Below are 23,272 nucleotides of genomic sequence, written 5' to 3' on the forward strand. Positions count from 1 at the left end.
ACGGTCACCGTGCGCCGCCCACCGCGATGCCGCGTCCCGCCGGGCGGACCCTACTCCTGACGGTAACCGCGAGGACTGTCGGCGGGCGCGTCGGAGCGGACCGCATGCCGGACAGGCCCTGCCCCCTGTGTTCACTTCGTGAAACAATCGACCCGCTCAGCACCCGACGCTGCCACAGCTGCCAGCGTGCCCTCAGCTCAGCGAGCAGGAGAAGCGAAGCTCATGCGCATCGGAGTCCTCACAGCGGGCGGCGACTGCCCCGGCCTGAACGCGGTGATCCGGTCCGTCGTCCATCGTGCCGTCGCCGACAGGGGCGACCAGGTGATCGGTTTCGAGGACGGCTTCCGCGGCCTCCTCGAGGGCCGCTACCGGGAACTCGACATCAACTCCGTCAGCGGCATCCTCGCCCGGGGCGGCACCGTCCTGGGTTCCTCCCGACTCGAACGCGCACGGCTCGCCGAGGCGTGCGAGAACTCCGAGGAGCTCGTCGAGAGCCTGGCGCTCGACGCGCTCATCCCCATCGGCGGCGAGGGCACGCTGAGCGCGGCCCGCATGCTCGCCGACGCGGGCCTGCCCGTCGTCGGGGTGCCGAAGACGATCGACAACGACATCTCCGCCACCGACCGCACCTTCGGTTTCGACACGGCGGTCGGCGTCGCCACCGAGGCGATGGACCGCCTCAAGACGACCGCGGAGTCCCACCAGCGCGTCATGGTCGTCGAGGTCATGGGGCGCCACGCCGGCTGGATCGCCCTGGAGGCGGGCATGGCCGCGGGCGCCCACGCGATCTGCGTGCCGGAGCGCAACTTCGAGGTGGACGAACTCGCCAAGATGGTCGAGGAGCGTTTCGCCCGCGGCAAGAAGTTCGCGTTGATCTGCGTCGCCGAGGGCGCCCACCCGGCCGAGGGGTCCATGCCGTACGAGAAGGGCGTCATCGACCAGTACGGGCACGAGCGCTTCGCCGGTATCGGCAACCGGCTCGCCGCCGAACTGGAACACCGCGTCGGCAAGGAGGCCAAGCCCGTCATCCTCGGCCACGTGCAGCGCGGCGGTACCCCGACCGCGTACGACCGGGTGCTGGCCACCCGCTTCGGGTGGCACGCCGTGGAGGCGGCCCACCGCGGCGCGTTCGGCATGATGACGGCGCTGCGCGGCACGGACATCCTGATGGTTCCGCTGGCCGACGGCGTCAGCGAGCTCAAGCGGGTGCCGCAGGACCGCATGGACGAGACCGAGTCGGTCTTCTGACAGCAGAGGGAGGAGAGCGGTGACCGTCCGGCACACCCGGATCGCCTCGCCGCTGGGTGAACTCACCGTGGTGGCCGACGGCGACGCCCTGACGGCGCTGTACTTCCCCGGCCACCTGCGGATGCCGCCGCGCGAGACCTTCGGGCCGCGCGAGGACGCCGCGTTCCCCGGGACGCGGCGTCAGCTGGCGGAGTACTTCGCGGGCGAACGCACCGTGTTCGACCTGCCTCTCGCCCCGCGCGGCGGTGCGTTCCGGCAGCGCGTGTGGAGCCTGCTGCGAGCGATCCCGTACGGCGAGACCCGCACCTATGGCGATCTGGCCCGCGAACTGGGCTCCCCGGGCCTGGCCCAGGCGGTCGGCACCGCCAACGGCAGCAATCCGCTGAGCATCGTCGTGCCCTGCCACCGGGTCGTGGGAGCCGACGGAACCCTCACCGGGTTCGCCGGAGGACTGCACCGCAAACGGTTCCTGCTCGCGCTGGAGGAGCCCCCCGCCGCCACCGCGGACCGGCTGTTCTGAACCGCTCCGCAGCGGCGGCACCCCGCTCCTGCGGAGCCGCTGCGGCCGATACGATCGGCGGATGAGCAGCGAGAGCAACGCGGCACACCGGATGTTCGAGGCCGACGACGCCTCGCGGCGGCTCGGGATGGAGCTGCTGGAGGCCGGTGACGGCGCGGCACGGGTGAGGATGACCATCACCGAGGACATGGTGAACGGTCACGGCATCGCGCACGGCGGGTTCGTCTTCACCCTTGCCGACACCGCGTTCGCCTGCGCCTGCAACAGCCACGGGCCGGTCACCGTCGCCGCGGGGGCCGATGTCACGTTCGTGGCCTCCGCCAAGGAGGGCGACGTGCTCACCGCCGTTGCCACCGAGCGCACCCGCTTCGGCCGCAGCGGTCTCTACGACGTGACCGTGCTCCGGGGCGACGAGGTGGTCGCCGAGTTCCGTGGCCGCAGCCGTACCGTCCAGCGCACCAGCGAGGGCCGATCATGACAAGGGAACCCCTGACGGGGCAGAACGCTCCCACCGCGGTCGTCACCGGCGCGGGCAGCGGCATCGGTGCCGCGACGTCCCGCCGGCTGGCGGCCGAGGGCCATCACGTCGTCCTCACCGGGCGGCGCACGGACCGCCTGGGTGCCGTGGCATCCGCGATCGCGGAGGAGGGCGGCAGCGCCGAGGTCCGTCCGCTGGACGTCACCGACCGCGAGGCCGTCGGAGAGCTGGCCCGTTCGCTCGGCCCCGTGAAGGTGCTGGTGAACAACGCCGGTGGCGCGCTCGGCGTGGAGCACATCGGGGATGCCGACCCCGCGGACTGGCGCACCATGTACGAGGTGAACGTGCTCGGCACTCTGCACCTCACGCAGGCACTGCTGCCCCGGCTCGAGGAGGCGGAGGGCACGGTGGTGGTCCTCTCCTCCACGGCCGCCTTCGTCGCCTACGAGGGCGGGGGCGGCTACGCGGCGGCCAAGCACGGCCAGCACGCGCTCGCGGCGTCGCTGCGACTGGAGCTGTGCGGCCGCCCGGTGAGGGTCGTGGAGGTCGCCCCCGGCATGGTGCAGACGGAGGAGTTCGCCCTCAACCGCATGCGGGGCGACGCGGAGAGGGCCGCAGCCGTCTACGAGGGAGTGCCGGACCCGCTCACCGCGGAGGACGTCGCCGACACCGTGGCATGGGCGGCCGGCCGTCCGCCGCACGTGAACATCGACCTGCTCGTGGTCCGGCCGCGTGCGCAGGCGGCGCACCACAAGGTGCACCGCACCGGTTAGCGTCCACGCGGCGGGGAGCCCTGGCCGTGTGCTCGGGCGAGGGCTCCCCGGGTGCTGCAGCTTTCGTGCTGGAGGATCAGCCGCAGTGCACGGCCGTGCGCGAGGTGGCCGCCACCTCCACCTGGGTCGGGTCCCAGATCTCGGTGGCGATGTTGATGCACTTGCCCGCCGCGTTCAGGGTGATCGGCCCGGCGTAGTAGGCGTACTGGCCGCTGTCCTCGACGGAGGCGTCCGTGTCTCCGCACACATGCGGTGTCGACGACGAGCAGCGCTCCAGCTGCACCCTGGTGAGAGAAGCGGTGCCCTTGTAGCCGAGGTCGCTCTTCACCGTGACGGCGCAGTTCTCACCGGAGGAGGCGTCGTAGTACAGGTAGGTCGTTCCCCAGTTGCTGCCCTGGTTCCCGACTTCGTAGCTGTCGATGAGGGAACCGCTGCAGCCGTAGTTGCCGGCGGCGTGCGCGGCGGGTGCGAAGGTGAGAGCGGCAGCGGTCATGCCGCAGGCGGTCAGGAGGGACGCGAGTGTCCTGCGCACAGGTGATCTCCCCGTAGTTCGGGCGCATCGGCGGTCGGCCCGATGCGCAGGTGGTGTGGCGTCAGTCTACGGGTGGTGCACATGACATTCCACTCGGTGCAGGAGTCGTGCGGGGGGGGGGCGAGGAGCAAACGCAGCGGCCGTCACCGCCGAGACTGCCGCCGCCCCTCCGGTCAGCGCCTTCCCCCGCCGTCCGGGGGCACGAGCCGGTACCCCACCCCCCGGACGGTCTGTATCGTCCGGGGACGCTGCGGGTCGTCCCCCAGCCTCCGGCGCAGCCGCTGGATGTGCACGCTCAGAGTGTTGGAGCGCGGCGCGCGCGGGCCCCACAACTGGCTGATGATCCGCTCGCGGGGCACGATCCGTCCCGCGTCGCGCATCAGCAGGCGCAGGAGCCGGAACTCCAGCAGCGTCAGCTGGATCGGCCCTGAGCCACCCACCTCCACGGTCAGGGCCGCCTCGTCGAGCGTCAATGTGCCGTACCTCAGTTGATGTCCCCGCGGGTGGTCGCTGTGGCTCACCAGGCGCAGCAGCCGTCTCATGTCCCGCGGCCCGTAGGGCCTGCGGATGCATTCGTCGGCGCCGGCAGCCATGGCCGACGCCGACAGCGCGCCCTGCCCTCCCGCGAGGCCGAACACGACGGGCAGCGTCATCCGCCGGCGCACCGTCCGCAGCACGGACAGTCCGTCGAGCACCGGCAGGTCGGCGGCGAGGAGCAGCAGTTCCGGCTGCAGCACACCGGTCTCCAGCAGCGCCGACGCGCCGTCCCCGCACTGGATCACCGTCACGTGCTGCCCGCTCCACCGGTCGGCGACCTCCCGCCGGAGGTCCGGGTCCGGGTCCGCCACCAGCATCATCGGTGCGGAGGGGGTCTGGTGGCGGCGGGCCACCGCGGCGCGTGCGGCCGCGTGTTCCGCAGTGTCCCGGACTGTCGTCATCCGCTGCACCTCCGTCTGCCGGCACCCGCCGCGGCGCTCATCCGAAGCGGCCGGAGACGTAGTCCTCCGTCGCCTTCTCCGCGGGGTTGGTGAAGATCTGTGCGGTGCTGCCGATCTCCACGAGTTCTCCGGGGCGTCCGACCGCCTGCAGGTTGAAGAACCCCGTGGTGTCGCTGATGCGTTGCGCCTGCTGCATGTTGTGCGTGACGACCACGATCGTGTAGCTGGACTTGAGTTCGACGACGAGATCCTCGACGGCCTGCGTCGAGATGGGGTCGAGCGCGGAGCAGGGTTCGTCCATCAGCAGCACGTCGGGCTGCACCGCGATGGCGCGGGCGATGCACAGGCGCTGCTGCTGCCCGCCGGAGAGGGCCGAACCGGGGCGGTGCAGCCGGTCCTTGACCTCGCTCCAGAGATTGGCGGATCGCAGGGCCTCCTCCACCAGCGGATCGGTCTCGGACTTCCGTGCCTTGCGCTTGTTCAGGCGGAGCCCGGCGGCGACGTTGTCGTACACCGACAGCGTGGGGAAGGGATTGGGACGCTGGAACACCATGCCGATGTGGCGGCGCACCCGCACCGGATCCACGGCGGGCCCGTAGAGGTCCTGTCCGTCCATGGTCACACTGCCCGACACCCGGGCTCCGGGCACGAGTTCGTGCATCCGGTTGAGCGCGCGCAGGAAGGAGGACTTGCCGCAGCCGGAAGGGCCGATGAGCGCCGTCACCGCTCCCGGGTCGATGTGCATCGAGACGCCCTGCACGGCCAGGAAGTTGTCGTACATGATGTCGAGGTCCTTGACCTCGATGTGCTTGGCCACGGGTTCTTCCTTGTCGGAGTGGGGGTCGGCTCAGCCACGGGCCTTGGGCGCGAACAGCCGGGACACCAGGCGCGCCACGAGGTTCAGAGCCATCACGATGATGATCAGGACGAGTGCCGCCCCCCAGGCGCGGTCGAGCGAGGCCTCCGCGGGGAAGCCGGGGGTGACGTACTCGTAGTAGGAGAAGACGGACAGCGTGGCCATCCGGGAGTCGAACGGGTTGAAGTTGTCGCTGCTGGTGATGCCGACCGTGATCAGGAGAGGGGCCGTCTCCCCGATGACGCGGGCGACGGCCAGCGTGACGCCGGTGGCGATGCCCGCGAGGGAGGTGGGCAGCACCACCTTGGAGATGGTCCGCCACTTCGGTACACCCAGCGCGTAGGACGCCTCGCGCAGTTCGTTGGGGACGAGCTTGAGCATCTCCTCCGCGGAGCGCACGACGACGGGGATCATCAGCACGCTCAGCGCGACGGCGCCCATGATGCCCATCCGCACCCCCGGTCCCAGCACCAGGGCGAACAGGGCGTAGGCGAAGAGGCCGGCCACGATCGAGGGGATGCCGGTCATGACGTCGACGAAGAAGGTGATGGCCTTCGCCAGCTTGCCGGTGCCGTACTCGACCAGGTAGATCGCGGTCAGGAGCCCCACCGGCACCGAGATGAGTGCCGTCATGCCGGTGATGATGAGTGTGCCCATCAGCGCGTGGTGGATGCCGCCGCCCTCACCGACCACGCCGCGCATGGAGTTGGTGAAGAAGGTGACGTCGAACCGTGCGAGACCCTGGGTGACGACCGTCGTCAGCACCGAAACCAGCGGCAGCATGGCCAGGCAGAACGCTCCCGCGACGACGGCGGTGACCAGCCGGTCCGCCGCCGACCTGGCGTCCTCGACGACGCGGGACCACAGATAGACCGTCGCCGTGTAGCCGACGGCCGCGACGATGCCGCACAGTGCCGGGTTCCAGCCCGCCCACAGCAGTGCGGTACCGAGCAGCAGGAAAGCGGCGAGGGTGGCGGGTGCCGCCTTCCGCGGCAGGGTGCCGTGGGTCAGGGGTTCCGCGTCCGGGGAGGCGGGCGCGTCCTTCGTGTCGAGTGTGCTCGGAGTGGACATCAGTTGGCTCCCGAGAATTCGCGGCGACGGTTGATCACCGCGCGGGCCGCCATGTTGACGGCGAGTGTCACGGCGAAGAGGACGAGGCCGGAGGCGATCAGCGTGTTGATGTTCAGCCCCGTCGACTCCGGGAACTGCAGCGCGATGTTGGCGGCGATCGTCGAGGGGTTGCCGTTGCTGATCAGGTTGAGGGTGACGCCCCCGGACGGGGAGAGCACCATGGCCACGGCCATCGTCTCGCCGAGCGCGCGTCCCAGGCCCAGCATGGAGCCGCCGACGATCGCCGACCTGCCGTACGGCAGCACCGCCATCCGGATCATCTCGAACCGCGTGGCGCCGAGGGCCCACGCGGCCTCCTCGTGCAACCGCGGTGTCTGTACGAACGCTTCCCGGACGACTGCGGTGCTGATCGGAAGGATCATGATGGCGAGAACCAGCGAGGCGGTCAGCATGGTGCGTCCCGTCGCGGAGGCCGGGCCCTCGAAGAAGGGCACGAAGCCGAGGTTCTGCGCGAGCCATCCGGTCGGCTCCACGGTCAGCGGTGCGAGCCGGGAGAGCCCCCACAGGCCGAAGATGATGCTCGGTACGGCCGCCAGCAGGTCGATGACGTAGCCCAGCGCGGAGGCCACCCGGCGGTTCGCGTACCGGGTGAGGAAGAGGGCGATGGCCACCGCGAGCGGTGCGGCGATGAGCAGCGCGAAGGTGGCGGACAGCAGTGTGCCGAAGAGCAGCGGCCACACGTACAGGACGAGGCCCTCGCCTCCGGACACGCGTTCCGCGGGCGCGGTGAGGGCCGGCCAGGCTTCGGCGACCAGGAAGGCCGCCACGCCGGCGAGCATCGCGAGGATGAGGATGCCCGCACCGGTGGAGGCGCCGGCGAACAGCCGGTCCCCGGCGCGCACGGGCGCCTTCGCGCGTTGTTTCTCGGTGGTCGGAGCCACTGGTGTTCCTACCTTCGTCAGGGCCGTTCGGTGCGGCGTCCGGCGTCCCGGCACGCGGCTGCGCCGGGACGGCCGACGGCCCGGGCAGCCCGAGAGAGCTGTCCGGGCCCGTCGGCCGTGTCGGCGATCAGCCGGCGGAGATGGCCTCGACCGCGGGCATGATCTGCTTGCGCAGCTCGTCCGAGAGCGGGGCGGAGCCCGCGGCGTCGGCGGCGGCAGCCTGGCCGTCCTCGCTGACCATGTAGGAGAGGTAGCCCTTGACCAGCTCGGCGGTCTTCTTGTCGTCGTACTCCGAGCACGCCATGGCGTAGGAGACGAGGACGATCGGGTAGGCGCCGGACTCCTTGGTGTCGCGTGCCAGGTCGTAGGCGAAGTCGTACTCGCCGCGGCCCTTCACGCGCTCGGAGACCTCGACGACCTTGGCCGCGGCCTCGGGGGAGTAGCCGACGAACTCCTCGCCGACGCCGACCTGGACGGTCGAGAGGTCGCCGGCCTGGCTGGCGTCGGCGTAACCGATGGTGCCCGAGCCGTTCTTGACGGCCTGGACGACACCGGAGGTGCCCTGGGCGGCCTCGCCGCCCTTCACCGGCCAGTCACCGCTGACTTCGTGCGGCCAGGCGTCCGGGGCGGCGGCCGAGAGGTACTCGACGAAGTTCTCGGTGGTGCCCGACTCGTCGGAGCGGTTCACCGGGGTGATCGCCGTGTCCGGCAGCTTCGCGTCGGGGTTCGTCTTCGCGATCTCCGGGTCGTTCCACTTGGTGATCTTCTGATTGAAGATCTTGGCGACCGTCTCCGGCTTCAGCTTCAGCTCGTCCACGCCGTCGACCTTGAAGATCAGGGCGATCGGGGAGATGTAGACGGGCACCTCGACCAGCTCGCCGCAGCGCTTCTCGGCACCGGCGACTTCCTCGTCGTCGAGGTAGGCGTCGGTGCCACCGAAGTCGCTGCCGCCGTTGATGAACTGCTCACGACCGCCACCGGAACCGATCGGGTCGTAGTTGATGGTCACGTCGGGGTTCTTCTCGAGGAAGCCCGCCGACCAGCCCTGCTGGGCGGCGTCCTGGGAGCTGGCGCCCGCTCCGGACAGGGTGCCGGACAGCTGCATGCCCTTGTCCGAGCCGCCGCCGTTGTCGCCGGACTCGTTCGACGATCCGCAGGCGACCAGACCGAACGCCATGGCCGCCGCAGCCGGGATGGCGACCATCCGCTTCAGGGGAAAGCCCTTCACAATTGACCTCTTCCACACTGTGTCCGCTCGGCTCCGGCCGACCGGTGAACAACAATCGATCGCCCCAGAACGTAGGAGCGGGACGTGGCCCCTCCGTGCGACTCGGGTGAACGGCCGAAGAACGCCGGGCGGCGGAGGCGGGTCGTCACGGTCACATCGCGTCGGGGTAACCGTTGGGTCTCGCGCGTGCCGATCCACGTCGGAGAACCCGCAGGACCCAGCCCGTCCGGCCGCGTGCGCGTGTGCGTGCGGAAACCGTTGGCGCGGCCGCCCGTCCCGCGGTGAGACTCTCCGGGTGGTACTTCACGAGGACGAGATCCCGGTCGACGAAGCGCTGATCAGGGCACTGCTGGAGGAGCAGTGCCCGCAGTGGGCGGGTCTGCCGCTGTTCCCCACCGGCGGCGGCACCGACAACACCATGTACCGGCTGGGCCACGACCTCCTGGTCCGCCTTCCCCGGACTCCCGGCGGGGCGCCGTCCCTGCGGAAGGAGCAGGAGTGGCTCCCCCGCCTGGCGCCGCTGCTGAGCTGGGCGGTGCCGCGGCCCGTGCACGCCGGAGCGCCCACCGGGCGCTACCCGTTGGCCTGGTCGGTGTACCGGTGGATCGACGGTGCGGAGCCCGGGCCCGGCACCGTCGCACACTGAACCGCCCCGACGTCCCCTGTCACCACCTGCCGGTGCCGTGCCCCGTGGCCCGGTAACGGAACTCCGGCCTGCCCACCTGACCGTACTGCGGCCGCCGTTCCGCCTGCCCCGTGACGGTGAGGTGCTCCAGGTAGCGGCGGGCCGTGATGCGGTTGACCCCGAGACGCTCGGCGGCGGCCGCCGCCGTCACCCCCGCGTCCCCCGCCTCGCCGAGCGCGGCCGTGACCGCCTCCAGCGTCGCCGCCGCGAGGCCCTTGGGCAGCGTCACGGGCCGCGGGGCGCGCAGGGCGGACAGCGCCTTGTCCACCTCGTCCTGGCTGTGCGCCTCTCCCGCTCCGTCGCTCCCCGCCGTGCTGTGGCGGAACTCGGCGTACTGGCACAGCCGGTCACGGAGCGTCGGGAAGGTGAACGGCTTGAGGACGTGCTGCACGACGCCCAGCGAGACACCCTCCCGCACCACCGTCAGATCGCGTGCCGAGGTCACGGCGAACACGTCGGTGGTGTGCCCCGATGCCCGCAGTGCGCGCAGCAGCGCCAGCCCGTGCCCGTCCGGCAGGTAGAGGTCCAGCAGGATCAGGTCCACCCGCAGGCGCTCCAGCGCGCGTGCCGCCTCGGCGCGCGTCCGCGCGAGGCCGGCGACCGCGAACCCGGGAACCCGGGAGACGTACAGCGCGTGCGCGTCGGCCGCGACGGGATCGTCCTCGACCACCAGCACACGGATCTCGCCCTGCCCCGTCATCTGCTGCCCCCGGTCGGCTGCGGCACCGGGCGCAGCGGCAGACGGACCGTGAACTCGGCGCCGCCACAGGCCGCGTGTGCCGCGAGCGCGTCGCCGCCGTGACGGCGGGCGGTCTGCCGCACCAGCGCCAGGCCGAGGCCGCGGCTGTCCCCTCCCCGCGCCTTCGTCGACCAGCCGCGCCGGAAGACCTCCTCCACGTCCTGGCGCGGTATGCCGGGGCCCGAGTCGGTCACGCGCACGAGGAGTTCGTGCCCACCGCTCTTCTCGTGCACGAGCACGGTGACCGTCACCCGGGCCGGCTGCTCCGCCGCTCCGGCAGGGTGCGCCGACGCCTCGACGGCGTTGTCGACGAGGTTGCCCACCACCGTGACCAGATCACGGGCCGGCAGCTCGGGCGGGAGGAGCCCGTCGTCGATGCGGCTCTCCGGCGTCAGCGTCAACTCCACGCCCCGTTCGTTGGCCTGTGCCGCCTTGCCGAGCAGCAGCGCCGCCAGAACGGGCTCCGCGACGGCCGCCACGACCTGGTCCGTCAGGGCCTGCGCGAGTTCGAGCTCCTCCGTGGCGAACCGCACCGCCTCCCCGGTCCGCCCCAGTTCGATCAGGGAGATCACGGTGTGCAGCCGGTTCGCCGCCTCGTGGGCCTGCGAGCGGAGCGCCTCTGCGAAGCCGCGCGCCGTGTCGAGCTCTCCCGCCAGCGCCTGGAGTTCGGTGTGGTCCCGCAGCGTCACCACCGTGCCGCGCTGCTCCCCGCCGGAGACCGGGGAGGTGTTCACCACCACGACACGGTCGTCGGTCAGGTGGACCTCGTCGACCCGCCGCTCGGACGCCAGCAGGGCCCCCGTCAGTCCCGGCGGCAGACCGAGGTCCGCCACGTGCCGGCCGACGACCCCGGTGGCCCGTCCGGTGCCGTCCCCCGCGCCCTCGACGGCACCCGTCAGGCCCAGCAGTTCCCGTGCTCCGTCGTTGAGCAGCGCGACGCGCCGCTGCCCGTCCAGCATCAGCAGCCCCTCGCGCACGGCGTGCAGGGCGGCCTCGTGGTAGTCGCGCATGCGGCTCAGTTCGGTGGCGTTCATGCCGTGCGTGTGGCGCCGCAACCGGGCGTTGACGAGGTAGGTGCCGACGCCGCCGGTCAGCAGTGCGAGTCCGGCCACGGCCAGGAGCGTGCCGACCTGCCGGCCGACCTGTTCGCTGATCTCCTCCACCGCGATGCCCGCGCTGACCAGTCCGACGATCTCCCCGCCGTCCCGCACGGGGGTCACCACGCGCACCGACGGTCCGAGCGTGCCGGTGTAGGTCTCGTGGAACGTGCGTCCCCGGAGAGCGGGGCCGCGGTGCCCGACGAAGGTGCCCCCGATCTCCTCGGGAGTCGGGTGCGTCCACCGCGTGCCGTGGGGATCCATGATGGTGACGAAGGTCACTCCGGTGTCCCGGCGGACGCGTTCGGCGTACGGCTGCAGCACCTTCGTGGGATTCTCGGTGCGTATCGCCGCACGCACCGAGGGGGAGTCCGCCACGGCCGTGGCCGTGGCCGTGGCCTGCCGCTGAGCCGACAGCTCCGCCTGCTCGCGGTCGTTCGCCCAGGCGTAGGTCGCGCAGCCGGCCACCAGCAGAGCGACCAGCACGACCTGCATCGCGAAGAGCTGGCCGGCCAGGCTGCGGGGGCGGGGGACACGCATGTCGGCCAGTGTGCACGCGCCGGCTCCGAAAGCGCATGCCCGGTGCACGCCCCCCGTTCTCGTGCACGAAATGCACGCAACCGTGACCTGTGCCACGCCGGGGGTGCATAGTCGCCGGGATCCAGACAGCCCGCACACCCCGAGGAGTCGACGTGCCAGGCCAGAAGCCGCCGTCCGAGACCCGGCCGCAGGACACCGAGGGAGCGTCCTCAGCGGCCTCGCAGTCCCGGCGCAAGCGGGACCGTACGCACTATCTCTACATCGCCGTGATCGCCGCGGTGCTGGCCGGCATCCTGGTCGGCTTCACCGCCCCCGACCTCGCCGTCGGGCTCAAGCCGCTCGGGTCCGGCTTCGTCAGCCTGATCAAGATGATGATCTCCCCGATCATCTTCTGCACGATCGTCCTGGGCATCGGGTCGGTCCGCAAGGCCGCCAAGGTGGGCGCGGTCGGCGGTCTGGCCCTGGGCTACTTCCTGGTGATGTCGACGGTGGCGCTGACGATCGGCCTGATCGTCGGCAACCTGCTCGAACCCGGCTCCGGGCTCGACCTGACCGCCGAGGCCGCCAAGGCGGGCGCCGCGGAGGCCGAAGGAGGCAGTGGCAGCACCACGGACTTCCTGCTCGGCATCATCCCGACCACGCTCTTCTCGGCGCTCACCGGCGAGGAGGTGCTGCAGACCCTGCTGGTGGCCATGCTCGTCGGCTTCGCGCTGCAGGCCATGGGCACCGCCGGTGAACCGATCCTGCGGGGCATCGGCCACCTGCAGAAGCTGGTGTTCCGCGTGCTCTGGATGATCATGTGGGTCGCCCCGGTCGGTGCGTTCGGCGCCATCGCCGCCGTCGTCGGCGAGACCGGTCTCGACGCGCTCAAGTCGCTCGCCGTGATCATGCTCGGCTTCTACACCACCTGCCTGCTGTTCGTGTTCGTCGTGCTGGGCCTGGTGCTGCGCCTCGTCGCCGGCGTCAACATCTTCACGCTGCTGAAGTACCTGGGCCGGGAGTTCCTGCTGATCCTCTCCACCTCCTCCTCCGAATCGGCGCTGCCGCGCCTGATCGCGAAGATGGAGCACCTCGGCGTCAGCCGGCCCGTCGTGGGCATCACGGTGCCGACGGGATACTCCTTCAACCTCGACGGCACGGCCATCTACCTGACGATGGCATCCCTGTTCGTCGCGGAGGCCACCGGCAACCCGCTGGCCCTCGGCGAACAGATCTCGCTGCTCGTCTTCATGGTCATCGCCTCCAAGGGGGCGGCGGGCGTCACCGGCGCCGGTCTCGCCACGCTCGCGGGCGGCCTGCAGTCCCACCGGCCCGACCTGGTCGACGGTGTCGGCCTCATCGTGGGCATCGACCGTTTCATGAGCGAGTGCCGTGCGCTCACCAACTTCGCCGGCAACGCCGTGGCGACGGTGCTCGTCGGCACCTGGACCAAGGAGATCGACAGGCAGCGGGCCTCCGAGGTGCTCGCCGGGAGGCTGCCGTTCGACGAGTCGCAGCTCGACTCCGGCGACGAGGCGGCCGGGCGGGCGGCACACGACGCCGAGCAGGGCGGGGACCCGGTCTCCACCGAGAAGGAGGAGCCGGCGCGGGTCGGCTGACGCGGAGCGCCCGGCACGCGTGTGCCGGTACGGCCACCCGGAAGGGGTGCGCCGTACCGGCACGGGCACAAGACCTGACGTGGCGTCAGGCCGGGCGGAGCCAGAGTGTCGACAGCGGCGGCAGGGTGAGCGTGAGTGAGTGGTCCCGGCCGTGCGCCGGGACGGGCTCCGCGGCGATCCGGGCCCCGTTGCGGACGTCGCTGCCGCCGTAGGCGGCAGCATCGGTGTTGAGCAGCTCCCGCCAGCCGTCCGAGCCCGCGACGGCGGGCACACCGAGGCGTGTTCCCTCGCGGACGACGGGGGACATGTGGGAGACGACCATCAGCGGCCGTCCCGCCCCGTCGAAGCGGAGGAACGCGAACACGTTGTCGTCGCGGGCGTCGGCCTCGATCCAGGCGAACCCCGCCGGGTCCGTGTCCCGCTGCCACAGCGCGGGTGTCCCGCGGTAGAGGCGGTTCATGTCGCGGACCAGATCCCGTACCCCGCGGTGGTCCGGTTCGGCCGCGTACGCCGGGTCCAGCAGCCACCAGTCCGGTCCGGTCGCCTCCGACCACTCGCCTCCCTGGGCGAACTCCTGCCCCATGAACAGCAGCTGCTTGCCAGGGTGCCCCCACATGAAACCGAGGTACGCGCGGTGGTTGGCGCGCTGCTGCCACCAGTCCCCGGGCATCTTGGAGACCAGGGCTCCCTTCCCGTGGACCACCTCGTCGTGGGAGATGGGGAGCACGTAGTTCTCCGAGTAGGCGTAGACCATGGAGAACGTCATCTCGCCGTGGTGGTGGCGGCGGTGCACGGGGTCCTTGGACATGTAGACCAGCGAGTCGTGCATCCAGCCCATGTTCCACTTGAAGCCGAAGCCCAGGCCGTCGTGGTGCGTGGCCCGGGTGACGCCGTCCCAGGCCGTGGATTCCTCCGCCATGGTGACCACGCCCGGACAGCGGCGGTACAGCGTCGCGTTCATCTCCTGCAGGAACGCCACCGCGTCCAGGTTCTCCCGTCCGCCGTGGACGTTCGGGGACCACTGGCCGTCCTCGCGGGAGTAGTCGAGGTAGAGCATGGAGGCCACGGCGTCGACGCGCAGTCCGTCGATGTGGAACTCCTCGCACCAGTACAGGGCGTTGGCCACCAGGAAGTTGCGGACCTCGCGGCGTCCGTAGTCGAACTCCAGCGTTCCCCAGTCCGGGTGCTCGGCCCGCGACGGGTCGGCGGGCTCGTACAGGTGCGTGCCGTCGAACCGTGCCAGCGCCCAGTCGTCCTTGGGGAAGTGCGCGGCGACCCAGTCCATCAGGACGCCGATGCCCGCCCGGTGCAGGGCGTCGACGAGGAGCCGGAAGTCGTCCGGGGTCCCCATGCGTGCGGTGGGGGCGTAGAAGCCGGTGACCTGGTACCCCCACGAGCCGCCGAAGGGGTGCTCCGCCGCAGGCATCAGCTCGACGTGCGTGAAGCCGAGATCCTTCACGTACGCGGGGAGCTGCTCGGCCAGTTCGCGGTACGTCAGACCGGGCCGCCACGAGGGCAGGTGCACCTCGTACACGGACAGCGGGGCGGTGTGCCACTCCGTGTCCCGCCGCTGTGCCAGCCACTCGGCGTCCTGCCACCGGTGGTGGGAGGCGGTGACCACGGAGGCGGTCGCGGGAGGGCATTCCGTGCGGCGGGCCATCGGGTCGGCGCGCAGGGAGCGCGAGCCGTCGTGCCCGATCACCTCGAACTTGTACAGCGTGCCCTCGCCCACACCGGGCACGAACAGCTCCCACACCCCGCTGGAGCCCAGCGATCGCATGGGGTGTGCGGTGGGGTCCCAGCTGGTGAAGTCGCCGGCGAGCCGTACGCCCCGCGCGTTCGGGGCCCACACGGTGAACCGGGTTCCGGCGACGCCCTCGTGCGTGATCGGGTGGGCCCCCAGCGCCTGCCACAGCTGTTCGTGGCGGCCCTCCGAGATCAGGTGCAGGTCGAGTTCGCCGAGCGAGGGCAGGAAGCAGTACGGGTCCTGCGTCCTCACCTCGCTCGCTGTCGAGGGGGAATCGCCGTAGCGCACGAGGAGTTCGTAGGCGGGGAGCTCGGGGATCGGCAGCAGTCCGGAGAACAGGCCGCCGCCCTCGCTGCGCAGTTCGGTCCGCAGCCCGGTGGCGAGGAGCGTGACGGACCGGGCGAACGGGCGCAGCACCCGGACCACGTAACCGCCGCGCTCCTGGTGGGCGCCGAGCAGCGCGTGCGGGTCGTAATGCCCGCCGTCGAGCAGCTGCTCCCGCTCCCGGCCGGAGAGCGGCTCCGGCTGCCGCAGCCCGGCGGAGCTTCCGGCCGCGGTGCCGCGGTGGCCCGGCGGCGCGGTCGGCAGCGTGGCCGCGCTGTGCGCCGCGGCGGCGAACAGCGCGGCCTGGCCGCCGGTCACCGTGCTGCCGTGCTGCGGGACTGTCGGGGTGGCAGAAGCGGCGGAGGAGTCGAGGGGGCGGTCGGGACGGGATCTCACGGTGCGGCCTCCCGGGCGGGTCGGAGTGGGCGTGGGGGCGCCACGGCGGGGAGCCCGCGGCGGGTCACGGGGCGGAGGGAGCCGCGGCCAGGCGGCGGATCGCGGCCAGTGGGACGGGCAACCATTCCGGGCGGTGGCGCGCCTCGTAGAGCACCTCGTAGACGGCCTTGTCGGTCTCGAACGCCCGCAGCAGCACGGCGTCCTCACGCGGGTCGGTGCCCGTGATGGCGGCGTAGCCGGCGCAGTACGCGGCTCGGGCGGCCGTCGCCCATTCCTGCGCCCAGGAGTCGTGCTGTGCACCCGGCCGCGTGTCCGTCGGGCGGCAGGCGGCCGCGTAGTCGAACGACCGCAGCATGCCGGCGACGTCCCGCACGGCCGGTTGCGGTGTGCGTCGCTCGGCGAGGGGGCGGGCGGGCTCGCCCTCGAAGTCGATCAGGGTCCACCGGCCGTCGGGTGTGTGGAGGGTCTGGCCGAGGTGGAGGTCGCCGTGGATCCGCTGCGCGGACCGGTACTGCCCGGCGTCTGCCAGGCCGGCCAGTGCGGTGAACGCCGCCTGCACTCCGTCGCGGTGCGGGCGCAGGGCGGGCACGGCGCGTGCCGCGTCCTCCAGCCTGGCCGTCATGGCGGCGGCGGTCCGCCGGAGCCGGTCCCCGTCGAGGACGGTGGCCGGGAAGGCTTCGGCCAGGCCGGCGTGCACCTGGGCGGTGGTGCCGCCCAGGCGGTGGGCGGGGCCGGTGAAGTCGGCACGGTCGGCGAGCGTGCGCAGCGCGAACTGCCAGCCGTCGTCGCCGTCCGCAAGGTAGGGCTGGAGGACGCCGAGGGTGAGTGACGCGCCGCGGCCCTCCGGATCGGCCGTCTCGAACCACGCGGTGGGGACGGGGACGCGGTCGCAGCCCTGGCGGCTCAGGGCGAGCGGCAGTTCGAGATCCGGATTCACTCCGGGGCCGACTCGGCGGAAGAGTTTCAGGATGTGGGACGTGCCGAACACGACCGACGAGTTGGACTGGTCGGTGTCGAGCGGCCGCCCCGGCAGGCCTGCGGGGGCCGCGGCCCCGGGGCCGTGTGCGAAGCGCAGCGGGCCGAAGCGTCCCGGGACGCGGAGTCGCTCCAGCAGGACCGCGGCGAGTCGTGGATCGTGCAGTGCCTCGTACACGGTGAGGCCGCACAGCGGTCCGGCCGCCGGGCTCCCGATGCGGGCGTTCGCGAAGTCCGGTGGCAGCACCTGCCGTACTCCCAGCAGGAGTTGATAGCAGTCGGCTGCGTCGTCCTCGCCCCGGTGATCCGCCGGAGGCGCGGCTCGCACGAGGAGGTGCAGCAGACCGGGAGTGGACGCGGGGCCTGCCGCGCCGCGGTCGCCCCGGGTGTCGGGCAGCGGCAGCAGTTCGGTGGCGGCTACCAGGGTGAGAGCGCCGGGCCGGCGTCCTCGTCCGGCGAACCAGCGTTGCCTGGGCAGCCAGTCGGTCAGTGCCGGGGCGAGGGAGCGCAGCAGCTCGGTGCCGCGTTCGTGCGACGCACTACGGCCGGTCGGTGCGGTCAGTGACGCAGTTCTGTCCGGCATGTCGTCCTTTCACCGAAACGCACGATACGGGGTGAGTGTCCCGTACAGCGGTACCCGCTGTCCCTCGGCGCGGGCCGTGTCGCCCGCGGGTCCGCCGCTCGGCTGAGGGCGGAAGGTGGCCGCGGCGCCCCGCCACGGTGGTCGGGAGGGCGCCGCGGTGCGGGTCAGAGGTTCGGGGGCGCCGCGGCCGGGGCGGCGTGGGCGCGGGCGGCTGCTTCCACCTCGGCACGTGCCGAGGCCTCGGCCTGGGAGGGCTTCGGAGCTGTGGCACCGGCGGGCCGGGGGTGCAACCGGAACCAGTAGAAGCCGTGGCCGGCCAGGGTCAGCAGGTAGGGCCACTCACCGATCGGCGGGAAGCGCACCCCGCCCACCAGCTCCACCGGCATGCGGCCGTCGAACTTCTTCAGATCGAGTTCCGTCGGCTGCGCGAACCGCGAGAAGTTGTGGACGCACATCACCAGGTCGTCCTCCCACTCACGGAGGAAGGCCAGCACCGCCGGGTTCGTGGAGGGCAGTTCGGTGTAGGTGCCCAGCCCGAACGCGGGGTTCTGCTTCCTGACCTCCACCATGCGCCGTGTCCAGTGCAGCAGGGAGGACGGTGAGCTCATCGCTGCCTCGACGCTGGTGACCTGGTAGCCGTGCACCGGGTCCATGATCGCCGGTAGGAACAGGCGGCCGGGGTCGCAGGTGGAGAAGCCGGCATTGCGGTCGGGCGTCCACTGCATCGGAGTCCGGACCGCGTCCCGGTCGCCGAGCCAGATGTTGTCGCCCATGCCGATCTCGTCGCCGTAGTACAGGATCGGCGAACCGGGCAGTGACAGCAGCAGGGCGGTGAACAGCTCGATCTGGTTGCGGTCGTTGTCCAGCAGCGGGGCCAGCCGCCGCCGGATGCCGATGTTCGCCCGCATCCGCGGGTCCTTGGCGTACTCGGCGTACATGTAGTCGCGTTCCTCGTCCGTCACCATCTCCAGCGTCAGCTCGTCGTGGTTGCGCAGGAAGATGCCCCACTGGCAGCCGGACGGGATCCGAGGGGTCTTGGCGAGGATCTCCGAGACGGGGTAGCGCGACTCCCGGCGCACGGCCATGAAGATCCGCGGCATCACGGGGAAGTGGAAGGCCATGTGGCATTCGTCGCCGCCCTCGGCGAAGTCCCCGAAGTAGTCGACGACGTCCTCCGGCCACTGATTGGCCTCGGCGAGGAGCACCCGGTCGGGATAGTGCTCGTCGATCTCCGCCCGCACCCGTTTGAGGAACGCGTGCGAGGCAGGGAGGTTCTCGCAGTTGGTGCCCTCCTCCGCGTACAGGTACGGCACCGCGTCGAGACGGAAGCCGTCGATCCCGAGATCCAGCCAGAACCGGAGTGCGGAGATCATCTCCTCCTGCACCGTCGGGTTCTCGTAGTTGAGGTCCGGCTGGTGGGAGAAGAAGCGATGCCAGTAGTACTGCTGGCGCACGGGGTCGAAGGTCCAGTTGGAGGACTCGGTGTCGACGAAGATGATCCGGGCGTCGGCGTACTGCTTGTCGTCGTCCGCCCAGACGTAGTAGTCGCCGTAGGGGCCGTCGGGATCGTTGCGCGACTCCTGGAACCACGGATGCTGGTCGCTGGTGTGGTTCATGACCATGTCGATGATGACGCGCATGCCGCGCTGGTGGGCGTTGTCGACGAACTCGACGAAGTCCGCCACGTCCCCGAACTCCGGCAGCACGGCGGTGTAGTCGGCGACGTCGTATCCCCCGTCACGCAGGGGCGACTTGAAGAAGGGCGGCAGCCAGAGGCAGTCGACGCCCAGCCACTGCAGGTAGTCGAGCCGCGAGGTGAGGCCTTTCAGGTCGCCGATGCCGTCGCCGTTGCTGTCCTGGAAGGAGCGTACGAGCACCTCGTAGAAGACCGCGCGTTTGAACCACTGCGGGTCGCGGTCCCGGGCGGGGGTGTCCTCGAAGGTGTCGGGTACGGGCTCGTTGACGCTCATGTGGTGGGTGACCCTCCGGTCGACGGGGACGGTCGCAGGGAGAAGACGTGCGCCGGTGCCGGACTCCGACCCGGTTCCAGTCGTACGTAGTTCTCCCTGCCCCAGTGGTAGGTCTCGCCGGTGAGCTCGTCGCGCACCGGGAAGGTCGCGGTGGGGCCGCCGTCCCCGGGGGAGGGCAGACCGAGCACCGCCGTGTTCAGGGACACCGTGGCCTCGTGGCCGCGGTGGGGATCGAGATTGACCACCACCAGGACGGTGTCGGTGGTGGACTCGTGCTCGCTCCCCGGTACACGTGCCTGCTTCGAGTACGCGATCACGTGCTCGTTGTCCGTCTCGTGGAAGTGCAGGTCGCGCAGTTGCTGCAGCGCCGGGTGACGGCGGCGCAGCCGGTTGAGCGCGGTGATCAGCGGGGAGATGGTGCGGCCCGATCGCTCGGCGGCCTCCCAGTCGCGCGGCCGCAGTTGGTACTTCTCCGAGTCCAGGTACTCCTCGCTGCCGGGCGCCGCCGGGGTGTTCTCGCAGAGCTCGTACCCCGCGTAGACACCCCAGGACGGGGAGAGCGTCGCGGCCAGCACGGCGCGGACCTCGAACGCGGCGCGGCCGCCCTCCTGCAGGTAGGCATGGAGGATGTCCGGGGTGTTGACGAAGAAGTTCGGCCGCATGTAGGCGGCGGACGCGCCGGTGAGCTCCGTCAGGTACTCGGTGAGCTCCTGCTTGCTGTTCCGCCAGGTGAAGTAGGTGTACGACTGCTGGAAGCCGACCTTGGCCAGGGTGTGCATCATGGCGGGCCGGGTGAAGGCCTCCGCCAGAAAGATCACGTCCGGGTCGGTGCGGCCCACGTCACCGATGACCTTCTCCCAGAACACCACCGGTTTGGTGTGGGGGTTGTCCACCCGGAAGATCCGCACACCGTGCTCCATCCAGAAGCGCAGCACGCGGAGGGTCTCGCGCACCAGCCCGCGGAAGTCGACGTCGAAGCAGAGCGGATAGATGTCCTGGTACTTCTTGGGCGGGTTCTCCGCGAACGCGATGGTGCCGTCGCCCCGGTGCCGGAACCACTGCGGATGCTTGTGCACCCACGGATGGTCCGGGGAGCACTGCAGCGCGAAGTCGAGCGCCACTTCCATGCGCAGCTCCCGCGCCCGCTGCACGAAGTGGTCGAAGTCGGCGAAGGTGCCCAGGTCCGGGTGGAGGGCGTCGTGGCCGCCGTCGGGGGAGCCGATGGCCCAGGGCGACCCGACATCGTGCGGTCCCGCGGCCAGTGCGTTGTTCGGGCCCTTGCGGTAGGAGGTGCCGATGGGGTGGACGGGTGGCAGATACACGACGTCGAATCCCATGGCGGCGACGGCGGGCAGCCGGTCCGCCGCGGTGCGCAGCGTTCCCGGGGCGGGCGGCAGCCCGTCCCGGAGCCGAGCGCCTTCCGAGCGGGGGAACATCTCGTACCACGAGCCGTACGCCGCCCGTCGGCGTTCCACCTGGAGGGCGTGCGAGAGCGAGGTGGAGACCAGTTCCCGCAGCGGGTGGCGGCCCAGTACCTCCACCACCTCGGGGGCCAGCGCGGCGGCGAGCCGTGCAGCCCCGGAGCGTTTCGGGTCGCGCAGCGCGTCGACCGCTGCCAGTACGACGGACCGACCGTCGTTCTTCGGCACTCCGGCAGCCGCGCGTTCGTGGAGCTCGGCGCCCTCGGACAGGGTCAGCTCGACGTCCAGCGCGGCGGGCACTTTGACGCGGGCGCACCTGCGCCAGCTCTCCAGCGGGTCGCTCCAGGCCTCGACCAGGTAGGTCCAGCGGCCCTCGGCGTCGGGGGCGACCTCGGCCCCCCACCGGTCGCTGCCCGGCGCGAGCTCCCTCATCGGAGTCCACGGGGCCTGACGTCCCGCGGGGTCACGCAGCACGACGTTGGCTCCCACCGCTTCGTACCCCTCGCGGAAGACGGTGGCGGAGACGGTGAACGTCTCGCCCACGACGGCCCGGGCGGGGCGCCGCCCGCAGTCGACGAGGGGTTGGACATCCAGCACGGGGATGCGTCCGATCATGGAGTCACCTGGGGATTCTGCGGGCGTATGAGGGCATTTGCCTTTTCTATCCGCTGCGTAGGAGCCCGCGAGGTTGCGCGACTTCTCGCGCGCCACCGCTTCATCCCTTCGGGTGATGCGGGCGTGGTTCCGGCGGGCGAGTGGCGGCAGGTCGGCCGTCGGAGTGGGATCCGGCCGTCGGGAGGTGCTCGTACGGGCGGCGCGGGGACCCACCGTCGCAGATGACGCGCCATCAGAAAGACAGTCCGAAAAGAAGGCTGGACAACCCAGGGTGCGTAACGGGACGCGCAACGTGCACGCAGCCAGGTCGAGGGAGCCCGTTCACGCGCCCGTGACGGAGGGGTCAGCCGCGCATGACCTGATGGTGCGCAGCCCCGTCACGCACCGATGGGCGGGCCGACCGACCCACGACCGGAGGGCCGCAGATGTCCCTGTCCCGCAGAGCGTCACAGTCCCGACCGTCCCTTTCCCGCCGAAACCTGCTCACCGCCGGGGCCGCCGGCGCGCTCGCCGCCTCCTCGCTCGCAGTCCCCAGCGCCCGCGCCGCCACCCGGAGGGGCGCGAAACCGGTGCGCGACCCGTTCACACTCGGCGTCGCCTCCGGGGATCCGCTGCCGCACGGCGTCGTGCTGTGGACCCGGTTGGCCCCGGAACCGCTGGCCGCGGACGGCCTCGGCGGCATGCCGGACCGCTCCGTGCCGGTCCAGTGGCAGGTCGCCGAGGACGAACACTTCCGGCGGATCGTCGCCGAGGGCGTGGAGACCGCCGGCACCGAGGGCGCCCATGCCGTGCACGCCGAGGCGAACGGACTGCGCCCCGGGGCCGACTACTTCTACCGCTTCCGCGCCGCCGGTGAGCTCAGCCCCGTCGGCCGGACCCGCACGGCTCCTGCCCCCGGAACCCGGGTCGACCGCTTCGCCTTCGCGTTCGCCAGCTGCCAGAACTATCCCGCCGGGTACTACACCGCCCACCGCCACCTCGCCGAGGAGGACCTCGACCTGGTGGCCTTCCTGGGGGACTACATCTACGAGGGGCCCGCCCAGGGGGAGATCGGTCGCGGCCACCTGCCCGCGACCGAGACCTGGTCGCTGGCCGACTACCGGATCCGGCACGCCCAGCACAAGACCGACGCCGACCTGAGGGCCGCCCACGCCGCCTTCCCCTGGGTCCCCGTCTTCGACGACCACGAGGTCGAGAACAACTGGGCGGACGACGACTCCGATTCCGGTACCGACCCCGAGGTGTTCCTGCTGCGCCGGGCCCGCGCCTTCCGGTCCTACTACGAGCACATGCCGCTCCGGCGCTCCCAGCGCCCGGTAGGACCCGACGTGCAGATGTTCCGCCGCCTCACCTTCGGCCACCTGCTCGACCTCCACGTCCTCGACACCCGCCAGTACCGCAGCGACCAGGTGGAGGACGTCGATCGCAAGGACCCCTCCCGCACGATCCTCGGCAGCCGTCAGAAGGAATGGCTGCTGGGCAACCTGGCCGGCCCCACCGCGCAGTGGAACGTCCTCGCGCAGCAGGTCTTCTTCTCGCAGCGCGACTTCGTCACGGGCGCCGCCACCGAGTTCAGCAACGACGCCTGGGACGGCTACTACGTCGAGCGGGAGCAGGTCCGCGACCGCCTCGCCGCCCCCGCCACCACGAACCCCGTGATCATCACCGGTGACGTCCACGCCTCGTACGTCAACGACGTCAAGGCCGACTTCGACGACCCGTCCTCCGCGACCGTGGCCACGGAACTCGTCGGCACCTCGATCTCCAGCGGCGGCGACGGCGTAGAGAACTGGCCCGGCGACGCCACGCAGTACGAGGAGAATCCGCACATCCGCTTCATCAACCGGCGCCGCGGCTACGTGCGCAACGTCGTCACGCCCACCGAATGGACCGCCGAGAACCGCGTCGTCGACTACGTCACCAGCCCCGGAGCCCCGGTGCGCACCCGCGCGAAGTGGGTCGTCGAGGACGGCCGGCCCGGGGCCCGGCAGGCATGA

At 71.4% G+C, this 23,272-nt stretch carries 18 protein-coding genes and 1 pseudogene; 7 read left to right on the forward strand and 12 right to left on the reverse strand.

Annotation, left to right across the window (positions count from 1 at the left end):
• Window positions 1-222 precede the first annotated feature (222 nt).
• The 4 genes from ACL06G_RS20660 to ACL06G_RS20675 all read left to right on the forward strand — a co-directional run bounded on the left by ACL06G_RS20660 (window position 223) and on the right by ACL06G_RS20675 (window position 3,019).
• On the forward strand, window positions 223-1,248 hold the full coding sequence (locus ACL06G_RS20660) for a 6-phosphofructokinase (RefSeq protein WP_412786428.1): 1,026 nt from the start codon (window positions 223-225) through the stop codon (window positions 1,246-1,248).
• A gap of 19 nt (window positions 1,249-1,267) precedes the next feature.
• The gene (locus tag ACL06G_RS20665) at window positions 1,268-1,768 is read left to right on the forward strand and encodes a methylated-DNA--[protein]-cysteine S-methyltransferase (protein WP_412786427.1); all 501 of its coding nucleotides are present in this window, start codon (window positions 1,268-1,270) and stop codon (window positions 1,766-1,768) included.
• Between the two features lie 61 nt (window positions 1,769-1,829).
• Window positions 1,830-2,246, forward strand: coding sequence for a hydroxyphenylacetyl-CoA thioesterase PaaI (paaI, locus tag ACL06G_RS20670; protein WP_412786426.1), 417 nt, complete (start codon window positions 1,830-1,832; stop codon window positions 2,244-2,246).
• Window positions 2,243-3,019, forward strand: coding sequence for an SDR family NAD(P)-dependent oxidoreductase (locus tag ACL06G_RS20675; RefSeq protein WP_412786425.1), 777 nt, complete (start codon window positions 2,243-2,245; stop codon window positions 3,017-3,019). Before paaI ends, ACL06G_RS20675 begins: the two co-directional genes overlap by 4 nt.
• A 76-nt stretch (window positions 3,020-3,095) precedes the next feature.
• On the opposite strand, the gene ACL06G_RS20680 is transcribed toward ACL06G_RS20675, so the two are convergent.
• The 6 genes from ACL06G_RS20680 to pstS all read right to left on the reverse strand — a co-directional run bounded on the left by ACL06G_RS20680 (window position 3,096) and on the right by pstS (window position 8,585).
• Window positions 3,096-3,551 carry a hypothetical protein gene (locus ACL06G_RS20680; protein WP_412786424.1) on the reverse strand — a complete coding sequence of 152 codons (456 nt, stop codon included), beginning with the start codon at window positions 3,549-3,551 and terminating at the stop codon, window positions 3,096-3,098.
• 173 nt (window positions 3,552-3,724) lie between these two features.
• Window positions 3,725-4,489 carry a response regulator transcription factor gene (locus tag ACL06G_RS20685; protein WP_412836460.1) on the reverse strand — a complete coding sequence of 255 codons (765 nt, stop codon included), beginning with the start codon at window positions 4,487-4,489 and terminating at the stop codon, window positions 3,725-3,727.
• A gap of 37 nt (window positions 4,490-4,526) precedes the next feature.
• On the reverse strand, window positions 4,527-5,306 hold the full coding sequence (gene pstB, locus ACL06G_RS20690; RefSeq protein WP_412786422.1) for a phosphate ABC transporter ATP-binding protein PstB: 780 nt from the start codon (window positions 5,304-5,306) through the stop codon (window positions 4,527-4,529).
• A gap of 30 nt (window positions 5,307-5,336) precedes the next feature.
• Complete coding sequence (gene pstA, locus ACL06G_RS20695; RefSeq protein ID WP_412786421.1) at window positions 5,337-6,416, reverse strand: phosphate ABC transporter permease PstA; 1,080 nt, start codon at window positions 6,414-6,416, stop codon at window positions 5,337-5,339.
• Window positions 6,416-7,357, reverse strand: a complete 942-nt coding sequence (gene pstC, locus ACL06G_RS20700) for a phosphate ABC transporter permease subunit PstC (RefSeq protein ID WP_412786420.1) — start codon at window positions 7,355-7,357, stop codon at window positions 6,416-6,418. Before pstC ends, pstA begins: the two co-directional genes overlap by 1 nt.
• Before the next feature lie 127 nt (window positions 7,358-7,484).
• A complete protein-coding gene (pstS, locus tag ACL06G_RS20705) occupies window positions 7,485-8,585 on the reverse strand; it encodes a phosphate ABC transporter substrate-binding protein PstS (protein ID WP_412786419.1) in 1,101 nt (366 codons plus the stop codon).
• Between the two features lie 295 nt (window positions 8,586-8,880).
• Between pstS and ACL06G_RS20710 the strand changes: the two are divergent.
• Window positions 8,881-9,222 (forward strand): annotated as a pseudogene (locus tag ACL06G_RS20710) (phosphotransferase); the annotation flags it as partial.
• 28 nt (window positions 9,223-9,250) lie between these two features.
• Here ACL06G_RS20710 and ACL06G_RS20715 read toward each other — a convergent pair.
• Together ACL06G_RS20715 and ACL06G_RS20720 are read right to left on the reverse strand one after the other, a co-directional pair.
• Window positions 9,251-9,970 (reverse strand): response regulator, encoded by a 720-nt coding sequence (locus ACL06G_RS20715; protein ID WP_412836461.1) that lies wholly within the window; start codon window positions 9,968-9,970, stop codon window positions 9,251-9,253.
• Window positions 9,967-11,646, reverse strand: coding sequence for a sensor histidine kinase (locus tag ACL06G_RS20720; protein WP_412836462.1), 1,680 nt, complete (start codon window positions 11,644-11,646; stop codon window positions 9,967-9,969). The genes ACL06G_RS20715 and ACL06G_RS20720 overlap by 4 nt, the downstream gene beginning before the upstream one ends.
• A 260-nt stretch (window positions 11,647-11,906) precedes the next feature.
• Between ACL06G_RS20720 and ACL06G_RS20725 the strand changes: the two genes are divergently transcribed.
• Complete coding sequence (locus ACL06G_RS20725) at window positions 11,907-13,244, forward strand: cation:dicarboxylate symporter family transporter (protein WP_412836469.1); 1,338 nt, start codon at window positions 11,907-11,909, stop codon at window positions 13,242-13,244.
• Window positions 13,245-13,329: 85 nt separating this feature from the next.
• On the opposite strand, the gene glgB is transcribed toward ACL06G_RS20725, so the two are convergent.
• The 4 genes from glgB to ACL06G_RS20745 form a co-directional block, all read right to left on the reverse strand.
• Window positions 13,330-15,711: a 1,4-alpha-glucan branching enzyme gene (gene glgB, locus ACL06G_RS20730; RefSeq protein WP_412836463.1), complete on the reverse strand. Its 2,382-nt coding sequence runs from the start codon at window positions 15,709-15,711 to the stop codon at window positions 13,330-13,332.
• A gap of 64 nt (window positions 15,712-15,775) precedes the next feature.
• Window positions 15,776-17,269 carry a maltokinase N-terminal cap-like domain-containing protein gene (locus ACL06G_RS20735; RefSeq protein WP_412836464.1) on the reverse strand — a complete coding sequence of 498 codons (1,494 nt, stop codon included), beginning with the start codon at window positions 17,267-17,269 and terminating at the stop codon, window positions 15,776-15,778.
• A gap of 164 nt (window positions 17,270-17,433) precedes the next feature.
• Window positions 17,434-19,239 (reverse strand): maltose alpha-D-glucosyltransferase, encoded by a 1,806-nt coding sequence (gene treS / locus ACL06G_RS20740; RefSeq protein ID WP_412786414.1) that lies wholly within the window; start codon window positions 19,237-19,239, stop codon window positions 17,434-17,436.
• Window positions 19,236-21,275 (reverse strand): alpha-1,4-glucan--maltose-1-phosphate maltosyltransferase, encoded by a 2,040-nt coding sequence (locus tag ACL06G_RS20745; protein WP_412836465.1) that lies wholly within the window; start codon window positions 21,273-21,275, stop codon window positions 19,236-19,238. The genes treS and ACL06G_RS20745 overlap by 4 nt, the downstream gene beginning before the upstream one ends.
• A gap of 425 nt (window positions 21,276-21,700) precedes the next feature.
• Between ACL06G_RS20745 and ACL06G_RS20750 the strand changes: the two genes are divergently transcribed.
• Window positions 21,701-23,272: an alkaline phosphatase D family protein gene (locus ACL06G_RS20750; RefSeq protein WP_412836466.1), complete on the forward strand. Its 1,572-nt coding sequence runs from the start codon at window positions 21,701-21,703 to the stop codon at window positions 23,270-23,272.

Source organism: Streptomyces callyspongiae, from assembly GCF_047200695.1.
Lineage (GTDB): Bacteria > Actinomycetota > Actinomycetes > Streptomycetales > Streptomycetaceae > Streptomyces.